Source organism: Cohnella sp. GCM10027633 (genome assembly GCF_042675445.1).
Classification (GTDB): Bacteria; Bacillota; Bacilli; order Paenibacillales; family Paenibacillaceae; genus Cohnella.
The window spans coordinates 97622-113682 of record NZ_JBHTGV010000012.1 but is presented as its reverse complement, the minus strand read 5'-3'; the positions used below and the strand labels follow the sequence as shown (position 1 = coordinate 113682).

General features: G+C 58.9%; 15 protein-coding genes. 14 read left to right on the top strand and 1 reads right to left on the bottom strand.

Features of this window, described 5'->3' with window-relative positions; all coding sequences use genetic code 11:
• Positions 1-216: 216 nt before the first annotated feature.
• Positions 217-1362 carry a tRNA 2-thiouridine(34) synthase MnmA gene (gene mnmA, locus ACFQZG_RS21845; protein WP_378156399.1) on the bottom strand — a complete coding sequence of 382 codons (1146 nt, stop codon included), beginning with the start codon at positions 1360-1362 and terminating at the stop codon, positions 217-219.
• Positions 1363-1614: 252 nt separating this feature from the next.
• On the opposite strand from mnmA, the gene cymR reads away from it, so the two are divergent.
• From cymR to ACFQZG_RS21775, 14 genes are all read left to right on the top strand, one after another.
• Entirely contained in the window at positions 1615-2034 is a 420-nt protein-coding gene (gene cymR, locus ACFQZG_RS21840; protein ID WP_378156397.1) for a cysteine metabolism transcriptional regulator CymR, read from the top strand.
• A gap of 35 nt (positions 2035-2069) precedes the next feature.
• Complete coding sequence (locus tag ACFQZG_RS21835; protein ID WP_378156395.1) at positions 2070-3218, top strand: cysteine desulfurase family protein; 1149 nt, start codon at positions 2070-2072, stop codon at positions 3216-3218.
• A 30-nt stretch (positions 3219-3248) separates the two neighbouring features.
• Positions 3249-3791: a PRC-barrel domain-containing protein gene (locus tag ACFQZG_RS21830; RefSeq protein WP_378156393.1), complete on the top strand. Its 543-nt coding sequence runs from the start codon at positions 3249-3251 to the stop codon at positions 3789-3791.
• Positions 3788-3988, top strand: coding sequence for a hypothetical protein (locus ACFQZG_RS21825; RefSeq protein WP_378156391.1), 201 nt, complete (start codon positions 3788-3790; stop codon positions 3986-3988). The genes ACFQZG_RS21830 and ACFQZG_RS21825 overlap by 4 nt, the downstream gene beginning before the upstream one ends.
• A 153-nt stretch (positions 3989-4141) precedes the next feature.
• Positions 4142-5212 (top strand): AI-2E family transporter, encoded by a 1071-nt coding sequence (locus ACFQZG_RS21820; protein ID WP_378156389.1) that lies wholly within the window; start codon positions 4142-4144, stop codon positions 5210-5212.
• Between the two features lie 378 nt (positions 5213-5590).
• Positions 5591-8224, top strand: coding sequence for an alanine--tRNA ligase (gene alaS / locus ACFQZG_RS21815; protein ID WP_378156526.1), 2634 nt, complete (start codon positions 5591-5593; stop codon positions 8222-8224).
• Positions 8225-8347: 123 nt separating this feature from the next.
• Entirely contained in the window at positions 8348-8623 is a 276-nt protein-coding gene (locus ACFQZG_RS21810) for an IreB family regulatory phosphoprotein (RefSeq protein WP_378156387.1), read from the top strand.
• A 2-nt stretch (positions 8624-8625) separates the two neighbouring features.
• On the top strand, positions 8626-9039 hold the full coding sequence (ruvX, locus tag ACFQZG_RS21805; RefSeq protein WP_378156385.1) for a Holliday junction resolvase RuvX: 414 nt from the start codon (positions 8626-8628) through the stop codon (positions 9037-9039).
• An 11-nt stretch (positions 9040-9050) separates the two neighbouring features.
• Entirely contained in the window at positions 9051-9362 is a 312-nt protein-coding gene (locus ACFQZG_RS21800) for a DUF1292 domain-containing protein (RefSeq protein ID WP_378156383.1), read from the top strand.
• On the top strand, positions 9359-9646 hold the full coding sequence (locus ACFQZG_RS21795) for a DUF1292 domain-containing protein (protein WP_378156381.1): 288 nt from the start codon (positions 9359-9361) through the stop codon (positions 9644-9646). The genes ACFQZG_RS21800 and ACFQZG_RS21795 overlap by 4 nt, the downstream gene beginning before the upstream one ends.
• 84 nt (positions 9647-9730) lie before the next feature.
• Positions 9731-11134 carry an endolytic transglycosylase MltG gene (mltG, locus tag ACFQZG_RS21790; RefSeq protein ID WP_378156379.1) on the top strand — a complete coding sequence of 468 codons (1404 nt, stop codon included), beginning with the start codon at positions 9731-9733 and terminating at the stop codon, positions 11132-11134.
• Positions 11135-11248: 114 nt separating this feature from the next.
• Positions 11249-12184, top strand: a complete 936-nt coding sequence (locus ACFQZG_RS21785) for a peptidase U32 family protein (protein WP_378156377.1) — start codon at positions 11249-11251, stop codon at positions 12182-12184.
• Between the two features lie 24 nt (positions 12185-12208).
• Positions 12209-13465, top strand: a complete 1257-nt coding sequence (locus ACFQZG_RS21780) for a peptidase U32 family protein (RefSeq protein ID WP_378156375.1) — start codon at positions 12209-12211, stop codon at positions 13463-13465.
• Positions 13466-13655: 190 nt separating this feature from the next.
• Positions 13656-15767 carry a methyl-accepting chemotaxis protein gene (locus tag ACFQZG_RS21775; RefSeq protein ID WP_378156373.1) on the top strand — a complete coding sequence of 704 codons (2112 nt, stop codon included), beginning with the start codon at positions 13656-13658 and terminating at the stop codon, positions 15765-15767.
• Positions 15768-16061: the final 294 nt, after the last annotated feature.

Genomic DNA, 16061 nt, shown 5'->3' with positions numbered 1-16061 from the left:
GCGAGGACTTATTTTCATAATCACGAAGTGCGAACAGAACCCCCGGCGAGAGTCGGGGGTTTTTCTTTGAGAAATCACGTATATACATGATGCAGCGCGAAGCACGCGCCGCTCGTTCCTTCGGGAGCGGGCGGCGTTTTGTCGTATCTAAGCCAAAAACCGCCCCTCCCGGCCGATTGGCCGAGAAAGACGGTTCCGCAATCCATTCGAACTCGATTACACACCCGCGCCCGCCGCCTCCAGCTTGCGCACCTTGTCGATCGTGCCGCCTCCCAGGCAGACGTCGCCGTCGTAGAACACGACCGCTTGGCCCGGCGTGATCGCCTTCTGCGGCGAATCGAACGTCACGTCGTACGCGCCGTCGCCGAGCGGCGTCAGCGTGATGCCTTGATCCGGCTGGCGATAGCGGAACTTCGCCGTGCAGCGCACCGGTCCCTGCGGCTCGGCCGGGCTGATCCAGTTCACGCCCGTCGCCGTCAGGCCGACGGAGTAAAGGCTCGCATGCGCGTCGCCCTGCACGACGTACAGGACATTGTCCGTCAAGTCTTTGTCCGCCACGAACCACGGCTCGCCATTGCCCGATCCGCCGATGCCGAGCCCTTGGCGTTGGCCGAGCGTGTAGTACATCAGCCCGTCGTGACGGCCCTTCACTTCGCCTGTCGCAAGATCGACCATGTTGCCCGATTTCGCCGGCAAGTATTGGCTGAGGAATTCCTTGAAGTTCCGTTCCCCGATGAAGCAGACGCCGGTGCTATCCTTCTTCTTCGCCGTGTACAAGCCGGCTTCCTCGGCGATCTTCCGCACTTCCGGCTTCTGCAGATGGCCGATCGGGAACATCGCGCGGGACAGCTGGGATTGGTTCAGCGCGTTCAGGAAATACGTCTGGTCCTTGTTGTTGTCGACGCCGCGCAGCAGCTTATACTCGCCGTCCTCGAGCGTCACGCGAGCATAGTGGCCGGTGGCGATGACGTCCGCGCCGAGATCGAGCGCTTTTTGCAGGAATTCGCCGAATTTGATCTCCCGGTTGCACATGACGTCGGGATTCGGCGTGCGGCCCCGGCGGTATTCCTCGAGGAAGTACTCGAACACTTTGTCGTAATACTCCGCCTCGAAGTTGACCGTGTAGTAGGGAATGCCGATCTGGTCGCACACGCGCCGGACGTCTTCCGCGTCTTCCTCCGCGGTGCACACGCCGAACTCGTCGGTATCGTCCCAGTTTTTCATGAATACGCCGATGACGTCGAAGCCTTGCCGCTTGAGCATGAGCGCGGTGACCGAAGAGTCCACGCCACCCGACATGCCGACGACGACGCGCACCTTGGAAGGGTCCGGGAACCGGTCCCCGTATAGATTGTCGTTCATCTATCTTTCACTCCTTGAAAGGATTCCGTTGGGTATAGGGTTTGAAATACGTTGCATTAATCAATTTTAACACACCTGGGCAAGCAACTCACACGCGAACGATACCGGACATGAATATGTCAACTTTTTTTTGACCACAAAGGAAGTAGATGTGATAACATAGATATGATATGGGGATACCCTCCATTGTACCGGATGGCCAGACAGAAGGTATCAGATTCCGTGCTTCCGGCGAGAAAGCAGGTGTTGATTATGAAAATATCGACGAAGGGCCGTTACGGCTTAACGATTATGATGGAGCTATCGGCGAAGTTCGGCGAAGGCCCGATTTCCTTGAAGAGCATCGCGGAGAAGAACGGTCTGTCCGAGCATTATCTCGAGCAATTGATCGCTCCGCTTCGCAACGCGGGATTGGTCAAGAGCGTAAGGGGAGCGTACGGCGGCTATATCCTGTCGAAGGAACCGGAAACGATTTCGGCCGGCGACGTGATCCGCATTCTCGAAGGACCGATCAGCCCGGTCGACTTCACGGAAGAGGACGATCCGGCGAAGCGGGATCTGTGGCTGCGTATCAGGGACAGCATCGCGCAGGTGCTCGATTCGACGACGCTTACCGATCTGATCCACTTCAAAGGCGAAGGCAAGCCGGACAACTATATGTTCTATATCTAGTTATTCCGTTCATGCTTGGAAGAAGGTGCAAGGCATTGAGTACCATCTATTACGACCATGCCGCCACCACGCCGATGCACGAGGACGTCATTCGCGCGTACGTCGAGGCGGCGAGCGCGGGACCGGGCAACGCTTCGAGCCTGCACGCCCAAGGGCGGGCGGCGAGAGGACGGGTTACGGCGGCGAGGGATTCGCTGGCGGGTCTGCTCGGATGCGACGCTTCGGAGCTCGTCTTCACGGGCGGAGGCACGGAGAGCGACAACGCGGCATTATTCGGCGCGGCTTGGGCGCAGCGCGACAAGGGACGCATCGGCATCGTCACCTCGGCGGTCGAGCACCATGCTGTGCTTCACGCCTGCAAGAAGCTGGAGAGTCAAGGCTTCAAGCTGACCGTCCTTCCGGTCGACGACCAAGGACGCGTGTCGGTTCGGGATGCCGAAGCCGCCATCGACGAGTCGACGGCGGTCGTCAGCATCATGGCCGGCAACAACGAGACGGGAACGTTACAGCCGATCGCCGAGATTGGCGAATCGGCTCGCAATCATAGAGCAATCATGCACGTCGACGCGGTGCAAGCGTTCGGTTACGCGCCGCTCTCCCTAAGGGAGCTGCCGGTCGATCTGCTTAGCCTGTCCGCGCATAAGATCAACGGTCCGCAAGGCGTAGGCCTGCTGTACGTTCGCCGAGGCACGCCGTTCCAAGCGTCGCTTCACGGCGGATCCCAGGAACGCAAACGCCGGGCCGGCACGGAGAACGTCCCGGGAATCGCCGCTTTCGCCGTAGCCGCCGAGCTGGCGCTGTCGAATCGCGAAGCGCGCGCGAAGCATGCCGAGTCGGTCAGGGACGCGTTCCTGGAACGGCTTCGGGAGCGAATCGGAAGCGACGCGTTCGTCGTGAACGGCGGAGAAGCCGACCGCCTGCCGCATATCGTGAACGTCAGCTTCCCCGGCGTACGCGCGGAGAGCATGCTGATGAACTTGGATTTGGCCGGATTGTCGGCTTCCGGAGGGTCTGCGTGCGCGTCCGGGTCGCTTCAACCGTCGCATGTTCTTGAAGCGATGAGAATTTCCCCGGAAAGAGTTGCATCCGCTGTTAGATTTAGCTTCGGATTGGGTAATAATAGCGAAGAAGCTGAAAAAGCAGCGCAAATTACTGCAACCATTTGGGCGCGGCTGCGTAATTAATAGCAGACGCACCGCGGCAAGGGGCCACGGATGATCCAGATTCAACAAGTGCTCGGCCTCCCGATTCTGCTGCAGAGCGGCAGACGCGTAGGCAGGGTCAAGGATATAAGTTTCGACGAATTTTGGAGCTTAAGCGGCGTCGTGCTCGATCGCAAAGTGTGGCTGCGCCGGGCGTATAAGGTCGTAAGCTGGGGCGATGTCGTCTCCTGCGGACCGGACGCCATCCTGATCGCCGACGACGCGAACATCGCGGTCGTCGAGAGGAAGCGCCTGCTGCGCACGTTCCATACCGGCATTATCCAATTGAAAGACATGCCGGTTTATACCAAAGAGGGTCTGCGTCTCGGAGATATCACGGATGTTTATTTCAAGGAGACGGCGGGAAAACAGATAATAGGATACGAACTTACGGACGGTTTTCTGGCGGACGTGATGGAGGGACGGCGAAGGTTGTTTTTGCCGGAGCAGCCCGAGAACGTCACGATCGGCGAGAACGCCATCATCGTGCCCGCCTCGTACGAGCGGGTATTGGAGAGAGACCATACGTGGAAAGTGACAGGTGAAGACGGATGATGAGATGCCCGAACTGCAATTCCAAGGATATCGGAAAAATCGGTTCCCATCAGTTTTATTGCTGGAGCTGTTTCATCGAGCTTACGGTGAACGGCGAGAAAATGTCGGTGTACCAAGTCGAAGAAGACGGTACGCTCAGCTCCCTTGACGATCTTTTTTTCAGCGAGACGGAAGCGCCGCAAGTGCACGCGAACTAACGATATGCCAGCATGATGCGAACGACGCGTCGGCGCTCCCGCGGGAGCTTGCCGGCGCGTTTTGTCGTTCCGGGTTGGTTTAGACGACGGGACAAGTACATATACTGGATGGGAGCGTAAGCTGCGCCGGCGACTCTTACGGGGGGTGGAGAGTTGAATCGGTTTACCCAAAGCCGTCTGTTCAGCGTGTTGATCTATACGATACTCGTCTTGTTGGTTCTGTTCCTGATCGTGCTCGTGCGGCCGATGCTGCAATCGGTGTGGGGCTTCCTGAAGGCGGTGCTCGCGCCGTTCCTCATCGCCATGATCATTTCCTACGTGCTCAATCCGGTCGTGAACCTGCTTCATCAGCGCAAGGTGCCCAGAACGGCGGCCGTGTTGCTTATCTACGCGGTATTCATCACGACGTGCGTCGTCATCTTGATGAACGTCATTCCGATGTTCATGAAGCAGGCGGAAGAGCTGAGCGAGCATATGCCGGAGCTGACGATGCGCGCCCAGAACGTCGTCGAGCGCTTCAACAATCCCGAGGCGTTCCCGGAGAGCGTGAGGGACGGCATCAATCGTTCGCTCGAAAGGCTGGAGAAGCAGGTCGAGGAGCGAATCGCGGACTTCCTCAACAATATCGGGGCCGTCGTCAACGTGCTGTTCGTCGCGATGATCGTCCCGTTCCTCGCTTTTTATATGATGAAGGATATGGACGTGTTCGAGCGGGCCGCGTTGCAGTACGTGCCGAGGGCCCATCGTAAGCATGCCTTGCGTCTGATGAAGGATATCGACGGCGCGCTGGGCAGCTACATCCGGGGACAGTTCATTGTGTCGCTGTGCGTCGGTGTGCTGGCGTATATCGGGTACTTGATCATCGGGATGCCCTATCCGCTGCTCATGGCCGGGTTCGTCTCGCTATTCGATATCATCCCGTACCTCGGTCCGTTCTTCGGCGCGCTTCCCGCGCTGCTGATGGCAACGACGATATCGTGGAAAATGGTGCTGCTGGTCATCATCGTCAACTCGATCTGCCAGAACCTCGAGAGCAACGTCATCAGTCCGCAGGTCGTCGGCCGATCGATGCGGATGCACCCGCTCACGATCATTCTCGTCCTGCTCGTGGGTGGCGAGCTGGCCGGCATCGTCGGCATGATTCTCGCGGTGCCGTTATACGCGGCGATGAAAGTCGTCGCCCAGCACCTGGGCGCGTATTACATACGCAGAAAAACCGTTTGACAGGCGAGAAACGCGTTGTCTATAATTTAAGTGTTAACCATATCGCAAAGCGTTGACGGAACATAAGTACGTCGCAGACCGCGAGAGCAGAGAGAAGATTACTTGCGCATTCCCGCGAACCGAACAACGGTTCCGCCCGAATGTCGCTTGGCTGAAATAATCTTCGTCGCGAAGGGCGGGGGAAGCTCGTTTCGAAGCGCGGACGAAATCCGCCGGCGAAGGCCGTTAAGACTGATCGAGGAGATCGCGTTCCCATGCGGGCGCGATAACCAGGGTGGTACCGCGAAGACATTCGTCCCTGAATTTATTCAGGGGCTTTTTTGTTGCTCTCCCAAGTTCAAATTCAATGCCATTAGGAGGAACCTATCCATGAAACCGATGAAAGCCGCGGAAATCCGCGCCAAGTGGTTGGCCTTTTTCGCAAGCAAAGGTCACCAAATCGAGCCGAGCGCTCCTCTCGTGCCGCACAACGACCCTTCGTTGCTCTGGATCAATGCCGGCATGGCTCCGCTCAAAGCCTACTTCGACGGACGCGTGAAGCCGGAGAACCCGCGCATCGCGAACTCCCAGAAGTGCATCCGCACGAACGACATCGAGAACGTCGGCAAGACGCGTCGCCACCATACGCTGTTCGAAATGCTCGGCAACTTCTCGATCGGCGATTACTTCAAGGAAGAGACGATTACGTGGGCATGGGAATTCCTGACGAGCCCGCAGTGGATCGGCTTCGATCCGGAGAAGCTGTCCGTCACGGTATACCCGGAGGACGAAGAGGCGTACGCGTTCTGGAACGAGAAAATCGGCCTGCCGAAGGAGCGCATCGTTAAGCTTCAGGACAACTTCTGGGACATCGGCGAAGGCCCTTGCGGTCCATGTACCGAGATCTTCTACGATCGCGGCGACAAGTACGGCGATCTGTCCGACCCGGATTGCACGCCGGGCGGCGAGAACGAGCGCTTCCTCGAAGTGTGGAACCTCGTCTTCTCCCAATTCAACCATAACAAGGACGGCAGCTACACGCCGCTTCCGAACAAGAACATCGATACGGGCGCGGGACTGGAGCGCATTACGTCGATCCTTCAAGACGTGGACTCGAACTTCGATACCGACCTGTTCATGCCGTACATCGAGCGCACGAGCGCCATCTCCGGCATCAAGTACAAGCAGAACGCCGAATACGACGTCGCGTTCAAAGTCATCGCCGACCACGTTCGGATGGTGACGTTCGCCGTCGGCGACGGCGTGCTGCCTTCCAACGAAGGCCGCGGCTACATTATTCGCCGCCTGCTTCGCCGCGCGGTCCGCTACGGCAAAGTGCTCGGCATCGACCGTCCGTTCCTGTGGGAGCTTACCGCGACCGTAGGAGAAGTGATGGGCGGCTACTATCCGGAAGTGCTCGAGAAGCGCGAATTCATCGAGAAGGTCATCCGCACCGAGGAAGAGCGGTTCCACGAGACGTTGACGGACGGCCTGGCCATTCTCTCCGATCTGTGCGCCAAAGCTAGCGCGGCGGGCAAAAGCGAGATCGGCGGACCGGACGCGTTCAAGCTGTACGATACGTACGGTTTCCCGTTCGACCTGACGGAAGACTACGCGACCGAGAAAGGCATGACCGTCGATCGCGCGGGCTTCGACGCGGCGATGGAAGAGCAGCGCGAACGCGCGCGCGCCGCCCGCCAAGATACCGGCAGCATGAAGGTGCAAGGCGGTCCGCTCGCCGATTATACGGAGCCTAGCGCGTTCGTCGGTTACGACGCGCTGAGCGTCGAGGCGAAGGTATTGGCTATCGTGGCGGACGGTAAGTTCGCCGACGCGGCGGGCACGGACGAGAAGGTGTTCGTCATTCTCGACCGCACGCCTTTCTACGCGGAGAGCGGCGGGCAAGCGAGCGACCGCGGCTCGTTGATCGGACAGGGCTTGGAAGCCGCCGTGACCGACATGAGCAAAGCGCCGCACGGACAACCGATTCACCAAGTCGCGGTGACGGCGGGCGTCCTGAAGGTCGGGGATACGCTGACGGCGGTCGTCAACTCGGCCGAACGCGCCGACACGATCAAGAACCATACGGCGACTCACTTGCTCCACAAGGCGCTTAAAGAGGTTCTCGGCGAGCACGTCAACCAGGCGGGCTCCCTCGTCGAGCCGGACCGCCTGCGCTTCGACTTCTCGCACTTCGGCTCCATTAACGCCGAAGAGCTGGCTGATATCGAGCGCCGCGTGAACGAACAGATCTGGCTCGGCACCGAGCTGGACATTCGCACGATGCCGATCGCGGAAGCGAAAGCGCTCGGCGCGATGGCGTTGTTCGGCGAGAAATACGGCGACGTCGTTCGCGTCGTTCGCGTCGGCGATTACAGCCTCGAGCTGTGCGGCGGCTGCCACGTGCGCAACACTTCGCAGATCGGCCTGTTCAAGCTCGTCAGCGAAGGCGGCATCGGCTCGGGCGTACGCCGGATCGAAGCGGTAACGGGCAAGGGCGCTTATCAATTCCTGGACGATCAGCTCCAATTGCTGAAGCAGGCCGCAACGCTGCTCAAGTCGAACGTCGCGGACGTGCCGAAGCGGATCGAAGCGGCGCAAGCCGAAGCTCGCCAATTGCAGCGAGACAACGAATCGCTGCAAGGCAAGCTTAGCCGCTTGGAAGCCGCCGATCTCGCGGGCCAAGCGAAATCGGTCGGCGGCGTGACGCTGCTCGCCGCCCAAGTGAACGCGGTCGGCATGGACGCGCTTCGCGGCGTGGCGGACGAGCTGAAGCTGAAGCTCGGATCGGCCGTGCTCGCCCTCGGCGCCGTGGACGGCGACAAGGTCAACCTCATCGTCGCGGTCACGCCGGATTTGGTCGGCCAAGGGCTTCACGCAGGCAAGCTGATCAAGGAGCTGGCGGCGATCTGCGGCGGCGGAGGCGGAGGCAAGCCGGAGCTCGCGCAAGCGGGCGGCAAGGATCCGTCCAAGCTTGGCGAAGCGCTCTCGGCGGCGGAGCGTCTCGTTTCGGCGCAAGCCTCGTCGAAGTAAACCGCTCGAATCGGTCCGCGCGCTCTCGGCGCATTTTGACTGTGATTTCCTGTCCACCGCGGAATATGATATGATGAGATCAATGAAGTACCTGTGCGTTATTATGAGAGCGAGGTGCAGGCGATGAGTCAAGCGGATAAGAACCATATGGATCTGACGGTCAAGTTCGACGTCGCGGTAGACCCCCAGGAGCTATCGTCCCGCGATATTCTGTTCTCCGTGCACGATGCGTTGCAAGAGAAGGAATATCACCCTATTAATCAGATCGTCGGGTATCTGCTGTCCGGCGACCCGGCTTACATCCCCCGCCACAATAACGCGCGCAGCCTGATTCGGAAGAAGGAACGCGACGAGCTGATCGAAGAGCTCGTCCGGTTCTACCTTCAGCAGAACCGATAAACATGCGCACGATGGGATTGGACTACGGGGAACGGCGGATCGGGGTCGCCATCAGCGACGCGTTCGGGTGGACCGCGCAGGGCTCCGAAACGATAGACAGGAAGATCGTCAAAGACGAGTTCGCTCGGATCGCCGAGCTCGTGAAGCAGAACGAGGTGGACAATCTCGTCGTCGGTCTGCCGAAGAATATGAACGGCTCGATCGGACCTAGTGGGGAAAATTGCATCGCATTCGCGGAGCAACTCAAACAGAGACTAGGATTGCCTGTCCAGTTATGGGACGAAAGGCTAACGACCGTAGCGGCGGAACGCACGCTGCTCGAAGCGGACGTCAGCCGCAACAAACGCAAGCAGGTCATCGACAAGATGGCAGCCGCGATCCTGCTTCAAAGTTATCTCGACTCGAGAACAAAGTGAGGGAAAGCCCAATGGCCGACAACGATCAATTGCACGACGAAGAAGCGGAAATTATTTATATCCCCGACGACGAGGGGAACGAAGAGGCGTTCGAGGTCATCATGAGGTTCGAACTCGATGACGGCACCGACCGCAAATACGTCATGGTCGTACCGGCCGAAGACGACGGGGAAGAAGAGCAGGAAGTGTTCGCGTTCCGTTACGAGGAAGAGAACGACGACATTCAGCTGTTCCCGATCGAAGATCCCGCGGAATGGGATATGGTCGAAGAGACGTTCAATACGCTTGTCGGCGAATTCGACGAGGCAGAGGGCGACAAGTGAGCGAGCCCGGCGCGTTGAAGCGGCTGTTCGGCGATACGATCGAGCTGAGCGGCGAAGGAGACGTTTACCATATCAAGGCGGAGCTCGCTGTGAACGGCAAGACGTACGCGATTCTGCAATCGAAAGAGATGGAACGCGAAGGCGAGATCGAGGTGTTCCGGATCGCGTTCGGTTCCGGGGAAGAGGACGACGTGCAGCTCGAGACGGTCGAGGACGACGACGAATGGGAAGCCGTCTCCGAAGCGTACGACGACATGCAATTTGGCAGTGACGACCAGCCCTAATGACGGACGGATCGAGAGAGCGGGCGACCGCTCTTTTTATCCATTCATCGCTCGGCATGGGCTTGCTGGAGGGGACAACGTAGCGTGGAAAGAGACGACGGGTCGCAATCGAACGGCTGGAAATCGTATTACGGCAACCGATTGAACGACGACAAAGACGGCAAGGACGAATTGGAGACGCTGAAGGCGGAGCGCGACAAGCTGCGGGAGCGGCTGGTCGCCGAGCCGGAAGACGCGACCGACGACCATACGCAGACGTTCCCGGGACTCGGTCTCGGCAGCCGGCGCGCGGCCTCGAAGCCGGAGCCGAATCCGCCGGGCAGGACGAATGCTCCCGCGGAAGAGGAAGTATCGCAAGCGTCCGCGACGGCGCCCGCTCCGAAGGCGACGTCCCGCAATACGACTTACGTTCCGCGGAAGAAGCCGAAGGTGCTGCTCTGGTCGTTCTTGATCGCGCTCGGCATCGTGCTGTCCGTCGGCGCGGGGGCGCTGTTATACTTGTGGAACGGCTTGCGTCCGCCCGCGTCGGGCGAGCCGATCGAGGTGACGATTACGCCAGGCATGCGCGCGCAGAAGATTTCCGAGCTGCTGGAAGAGAACGGACTTATTCGTAACGCCTTTTTGTTCAGCGCGTGGATGAAGCTGAAGGACGAAGGATCGCGGTTCCAAGCCGGCGTGTACAAGCTGTCTCCGGGCATGACGCGGGAGGAGATCGTCGCGAAGTTCGACGCGGGCGACATCGTCGCCGCCGCCACGATCAAGTTCACGATTCCGGAAGGCTTCACGGTGCAGCAGATCGCCGCGAGACTTGCCGACGCCAAAGCCGCGGACAAGACGAAATTCCTGGACGCCGCGAAGCAGCCTTCGCAGTGGACGGGCTCCGTATGGACGTCGGCGTTGCCGGCGGACGGGTCGTTGCGCTATCCGCTCGAAGGATATTTGTTCCCGGATACGTACGAATTCAAACGCGGCGCCACCGAATCCGAGATTATCAACAGAATGCTCTCGGAGCTGGACCGCAAGCTCGACCAGTTGCCGGAAGAATGGCAGGCGACGCTCGAGGAGCGCGGACTTAACGTGCATCAGCTGCTTACGATCGCATCGTTGATCGAACGCGAAGTCGTCGTCGACGAAGAGCGCCCGATCGTGTCGAGCGTCATCCAGAACCGTCTTCGCAAGAAGATGCCGTTGCAGATCGACGCGACGATCCAGTACTTGTTAGACAAGCAGAAGGAACGGCTCCTGACGGAAGACCTGAAGGTGGAGAGCCCGTACAATACGTATTTGAACGCCGGCTTGCCGCCGGGGCCGATCGCGACGCCGAGCTACAAGTCGATCGAGGCCGCGCTCTACCCGGACGAGACGGACTACATGTACTACGTTACGAAGAAGGACGGCACCAATTCCCATCTGTTCGCCGTAACCTATAAGCAGCACCAGAAGAACATCCAGATCAGCGAGAAGAACGAGAAGAACGCCAAAAAATAAGAAAGACGCGCCTCTCGGCGCGCCTAAGCCCGGTCATGCGAATGCCGGCTCGCCCGCGCGACGGGAGAGCCCGGCGGCGTGCCGGGCTTCAGGATTTCAGAGGTGATATCCGTAATGACATCGACAATTCCCGAGCTGCTGATCGCGGCAGGTTCGATCGAACAGCTCGAACGTTATATTCGCGCGGGCGCTTCGGCCGTATTGATCGGCGAAGCGGCATACGGCATGCGCCAGCCCGGCGACATTCCGGCCGATCGGCTGAAGGAAGCCGTATCGCTCGCGCATCGTCTAGGCGCCAAAGCTTACGTGAACGTGAACAAGCTGTTCCGCAATGACGAGCTGAACGGCTTGCCCGACTATTTGCGCGCGGTGCGGGCGTCGGAAGCCGACGCGATCGTCTTCGGCGATCCTGCCGTATTGCTGAACGTAAGACAGCATGCGCCGGAGCTGCAACTGCACTGGAACGCCGAGATGACGGGGACGAACTCGGCCGCAGCCGACTTCTGGGCGCGGCGCGGCGCCGTTCGCGCCGTGGCCGCCCGCGAGCTGAACGGAGACGAGATCGCGGACTTCCGCGGCAAGATCGGCATGGAGCTGCAGGTTCAAGTTCACGGAACGACGAACATCTACCACTCGCACCGCAACTTGCTGCAGAGCTATATCCAGCACATCGGCCGTGACGCGACGCTCATTCGCAAAGGGGCGGACCAAGGGCTGTTCCTCGTCGAGACGGAACGTCCGGACGAGAAGTACCCGGTGTACGAGGACGAGAACGGCACGCACGTCATGAGCCCGGACGACATCTGTCTGATCGAGGCGCTGTCTGAGCTGATCGAGGCGAACGTCGACAGCTTCTACGTGGAATCGCTTCTCAAGTCCGAGGAATACAATGAAACGGTGCTCCGAAGCTATCGGGCCGCTCTCGACGCATGGCGCGACGAGCCGGGCGCGTATCGCTTCCAGGAATCGTGGATGACGCCCATTCGCAAGCTGCAGAGCCCGGACCGCGAGCTCGGCTTCGGATTCTTGTATAAGGAACAAGTGTATTAATCGCACGGAAAGGAGGAAGAAGACATGTCTCAACTTACGATGGAGAACGGCTCGAGACTCGGCAAGCGCCAGCGCCTCGAGAAGCCGGAGTTGCTCGCTCCCGCGGGCAACCTGGAGAAGCTGAAATTCGCCGTTCACTACGGCGCGGACGCGGTGTATATCGGAGGCCGGCAATACGGCCTGCGTTCGAACGCGGACAACTTCAGCTTCGAAGAAATGCGCGAAGGGGTCGAATTCGCGGCGAAGTACGGCGCGAAGGTGTTCGTCGCGACGAATATTTACGCTCACCAGGAAGATCTGGACGGCATCGCCGACTACTTGCGCGAACTGGAGAAGGCGGGCATCGCGGCGATCATCGCGGCGGATCCGGCGATCGTGGAGGTCGCGCTGAAGGCCGCGCCGAAGCTGGAAGTGCATCTGAGCACGCAGCAGTCGACGATGAACTGGCAAGCGGTGCAGTTCTGGAAGGAAGAAGGGTTGCCTCGCGTCGTGCTCGCCCGCGAGACGACGATGGAAGAAATCCGCGAGATGAAGAACCGGGTGGAAATCGAGCTCGAGGTGTTCATTCACGGCGCGATGTGCTCGTCCGTCTCCGGACGGTGCGTGCTGTCGAACCACTTCACGGACCGCGATTCGAACCGCGGCGGCTGCTGCCAGTCTTGCCGTTGGAAGTACGATCTTCACGCGGACGAGACGTCCGTCTCCGATCCGGGGCAGAACCTGTTCACGATGGGGTCCAAAGACTTGTGCATGATCCGCCACGTTCCCGATCTCATCGAGGCTGGCGTGGACAGCTTCAAGATCGAAGGCCGCATGAAGAGCATTCACTACGTCGCGTCCGTCGTTAACGCGTATCGTCAAGCGATCGACGCGTACATGGCCGATCCCGAGCATTACGAGCTGCGCGGCGAGTGGGTGGACGAGATCGGCAAAGCGGCGAACCGGCCTTTGAACACCGGGTTCTTCTATACGGTTCCGGGCGCCGAAGAGCATATCTACGAAGCGGAAGAGAAGCCGGCTCCGTACGACTTCGCGGCGATCGTCACCGCGTACGACGAAGCGACCGGCATCGCCACCGTGCAGCAGCGCAGCCCGTTCCGTCCCGGCATGGAGGTCGAGTTCATCGGCCCCGGCGGTCGGCAGTTCAAGCAGCAAGTAGGGGATATGACGGACGAAGCCGGCAACGCGTTGACGGTCGCCCGCCATCCGCTGCAGCTCATTCGGCTGAAGGTCGACCAACCGGTGAAGGCGCTCGATTTGATGCGTAAGCGCATCGGTTAAAAATTATTTATATTAATTTATTTTTAACAAACAAGAGGAATTTGTGGGGACTTGTCGAATCTTCTCTCTAACAGTCAATCGTTGGCATTTATTAGAATGTCTTCGAACGGCCGTGGCGAGAACGATACGATAAGTCCTTTTTTGTCGCAGCTAGGTCAGTCGTCATTACGTAGAAGAGGGTGTTACACAGATGAAGAAATCGTTGCGGGATCGCATGGATGCGGTCAAATGGAAGGAAGGCGCCAAATCTGTAAGCGTTTTATCCAAAAAAATCGGCGGTCAGCTGAAGGGGACGAAGCTCGAAAACCCGATTCGTTCGGTCGGCATGAAACTGTTCTTGCTCATATTCTGCAGCATTCTCGCGTGCGTCGTGTTCCTCGGCCTGTTCTCTTATTCGAAATCCAGCTCGATCATCAAGCAGAAGGTCGCGGACGCGACGAGCCAGACGGCGACCCAGACGGCGGGCAAGATCAACCTGATGCTCGACGGCTACGAGAAGCAATCGCTTCAATTCATTACCGATAACACGTTCATGAGTTCGCTCAGCACGCTGTCCATTACGAAGGACGACTACGAGGTGTTCGACACGGCGCGCAAGCTGACCGAGAAGATGAACGGAATCGTCATGTCCGACGGCACGTACGAGTCGATTTCCCTCATTCCGAAGGAAGCGGACGGCCAGTTCATGACGACGGGCAGCTCCCTCGTGAAGGAAGAAGTGCTGAAATCGCCGTACTTGAAGCAAATCGACGAAGGCGGCGGCAAAGCCGTATGGATTCCGACGTTAGTCGGCGGACTAGACGGCAAACGCACCGCTCCGACGTTCTCTATCGGGCGGAAGCTGTCCCAGGGCGAGGATTATTATCTGATTCTGGAGATCAAGGCCAAAGCGCTGACGGAACAAATGGCGAGCGTGGACTTGGGCGAAGGCAGCAGCACGTATATCGTATCGACCGACGGCACGACCGTATTCGGGCCGAGCGAAGAGCAATTAGGCCAAAAATACCCGTACGAAGTGCCGGGAGACCACTCGAAGACGATCAATTTCAGTGGTACGAGCACGTTATCGGCGGCCGGCGTGATCGAGCTTAACGATTGGAAAGTACTCGGCAACATTCCGGTTTCCCTGATGGTCAAGGACGCCAAGGCGATCAGCAACTTAACGTGGTTGATCTCGCTATTCGCGGCATTGATCGCGGGCGGCATCGGGCTCATCGTCATGCTGACGGTCGGACGCCCGCTCGCCCAGCTTCGCACGCTCATGAACGAAGGCGAGAAGGGCAACCTGACCGTTCGTTCGACCATTCGCAAGAAGGACGAGATCGGACAGCTGTCCGACAGCTTCAACCGGATGATGGAAGAGATTACGAGCCTCGTTCGCCAGACGACGCAGTCCGCGCAGGAAGTGCTCGAGACGGCGCTGTCGCTGACGGACTCTTCCCGCAAGACGGCAGGCGCCGCGAAGGAAATCGCGGTCGCTACGGAAGAGATCGCGAACGGCGCGACGAACCTCGCGGTCGAGTCGGAGAAGGGCACGGACTTGACGATCCAGATCGGTTCCCAAGTACAGTCCGTTATTACCTCCAACGTACAGATGGGCCAATCGGCGAACGAAGTCGAAGAAGCAAGCCGCAAAGGCTCGGAGTATATGGGCACGTTGATCAAGAAAACGGGTCAGACGGAAGACATGACGCGTTCGATGGTAGAGAAAGTCGACAAGCTGAAGGACAGCACGCGTTCGATTCGCAAAATCCTCGACGTGCTCGGCAACATGACGAAGCAGACGAACATTCTGTCCTTGAACGCGACGATCGAAGCCGCGCGCGCGGGCAACGCCGGCAAAGGCTTCATGGTCGTCGCGGACGAAATCCGCAAGCTCGCGGACCAATCTCGTCAATCGATCGGCGTCGTCGGCGAAATCGTCGAGAAGATCCAACGCGAGATCGACGAGACGGTGTCCGTCTTGTCCGAAGCGTATCCGATCTTCCAAGAGCAGATCGAATCGGTGCGCGAAGCGAACCAAATCTTCTACGTCGTGCAAGACAACATGACCGGCTTCGTGCATCGTTTGGAATCGGCGACCGATTCGGTCCGCGATCTGGAGAACGCGCAGAATACGCTGTCTCTCGCGATGAGCAACGTCAGCGCGGTCGCGCAGGAAGCATCCGCGACGTCCGAGCAAGTCGCGTCGCTCAGCAACGAGCAGCTTAACATCAGCGACGGTCTCGTCCAGCTGTCCAACAGGCTGGAGGCGGTGTCCGTCAAGCTCCGCGAATCGCTCAGCCGGTTCACGGTCGCTTAAGCCGGCCAACCGAATAGACTCGCATATAAACGTAAGGCGCCGTTCCATTAGGAGCGGCGTCTTACGTTTATGCTTGTTTTCGGGGGATATCTCCACTATAGCGGCAACGTCGTTCTGTGAATATGTGGCAATATTAAATTAAGCCGTGACGATTATAGCCAATGCGAATCGACCGAATTCGACACGCCAATGACGCACCGTAAAGTTTGTAATCCTCTCATTGTAGAGGCCGAACGCGCCCATATACAATTACCGCGTATAGGCTGATTCGATAATAGAGAGTAGGCGGGTCGA

Bases quoted from the DNA above. Each gene is read 5' to 3' on its own strand.
- mnmA (WP_378156399.1), bottom strand. From the start codon at position 1,362: ATGAACGACAATCTATACGGGGACCGGTTCCCGGACCCTTCCAAGGTG.
- cymR (WP_378156397.1), top strand. From the start codon at position 1,615: ATGAAAATATCGACGAAGGGCCGTTACGGCTTAACGATTATGATGGAG.
- ACFQZG_RS21830 (WP_378156393.1), top strand. From the start codon at position 3,249: ATGATCCAGATTCAACAAGTGCTCGGCCTCCCGATTCTGCTGCAGAGC.
- ACFQZG_RS21825 (WP_378156391.1), top strand. From the start codon at position 3,788: ATGATGAGATGCCCGAACTGCAATTCCAAGGATATCGGAAAAATCGGT.
- alaS (WP_378156526.1), top strand. From the start codon at position 5,591: ATGAAAGCCGCGGAAATCCGCGCCAAGTGGTTGGCCTTTTTCGCAAGC.
- ACFQZG_RS21810 (WP_378156387.1), top strand. From the start codon at position 8,348: ATGAGTCAAGCGGATAAGAACCATATGGATCTGACGGTCAAGTTCGAC.
- ruvX (WP_378156385.1), top strand. From the start codon at position 8,626: ATGCGCACGATGGGATTGGACTACGGGGAACGGCGGATCGGGGTCGCC.
- ACFQZG_RS21800 (WP_378156383.1), top strand. From the start codon at position 9,051: ATGGCCGACAACGATCAATTGCACGACGAAGAAGCGGAAATTATTTAT.
- ACFQZG_RS21785 (WP_378156377.1), top strand. From the start codon at position 11,249: ATGACATCGACAATTCCCGAGCTGCTGATCGCGGCAGGTTCGATCGAA.
- ACFQZG_RS21780 (WP_378156375.1), top strand. From the start codon at position 12,209: ATGTCTCAACTTACGATGGAGAACGGCTCGAGACTCGGCAAGCGCCAG.
- ACFQZG_RS21775 (WP_378156373.1), top strand. From the start codon at position 13,656: ATGAAGAAATCGTTGCGGGATCGCATGGATGCGGTCAAATGGAAGGAA.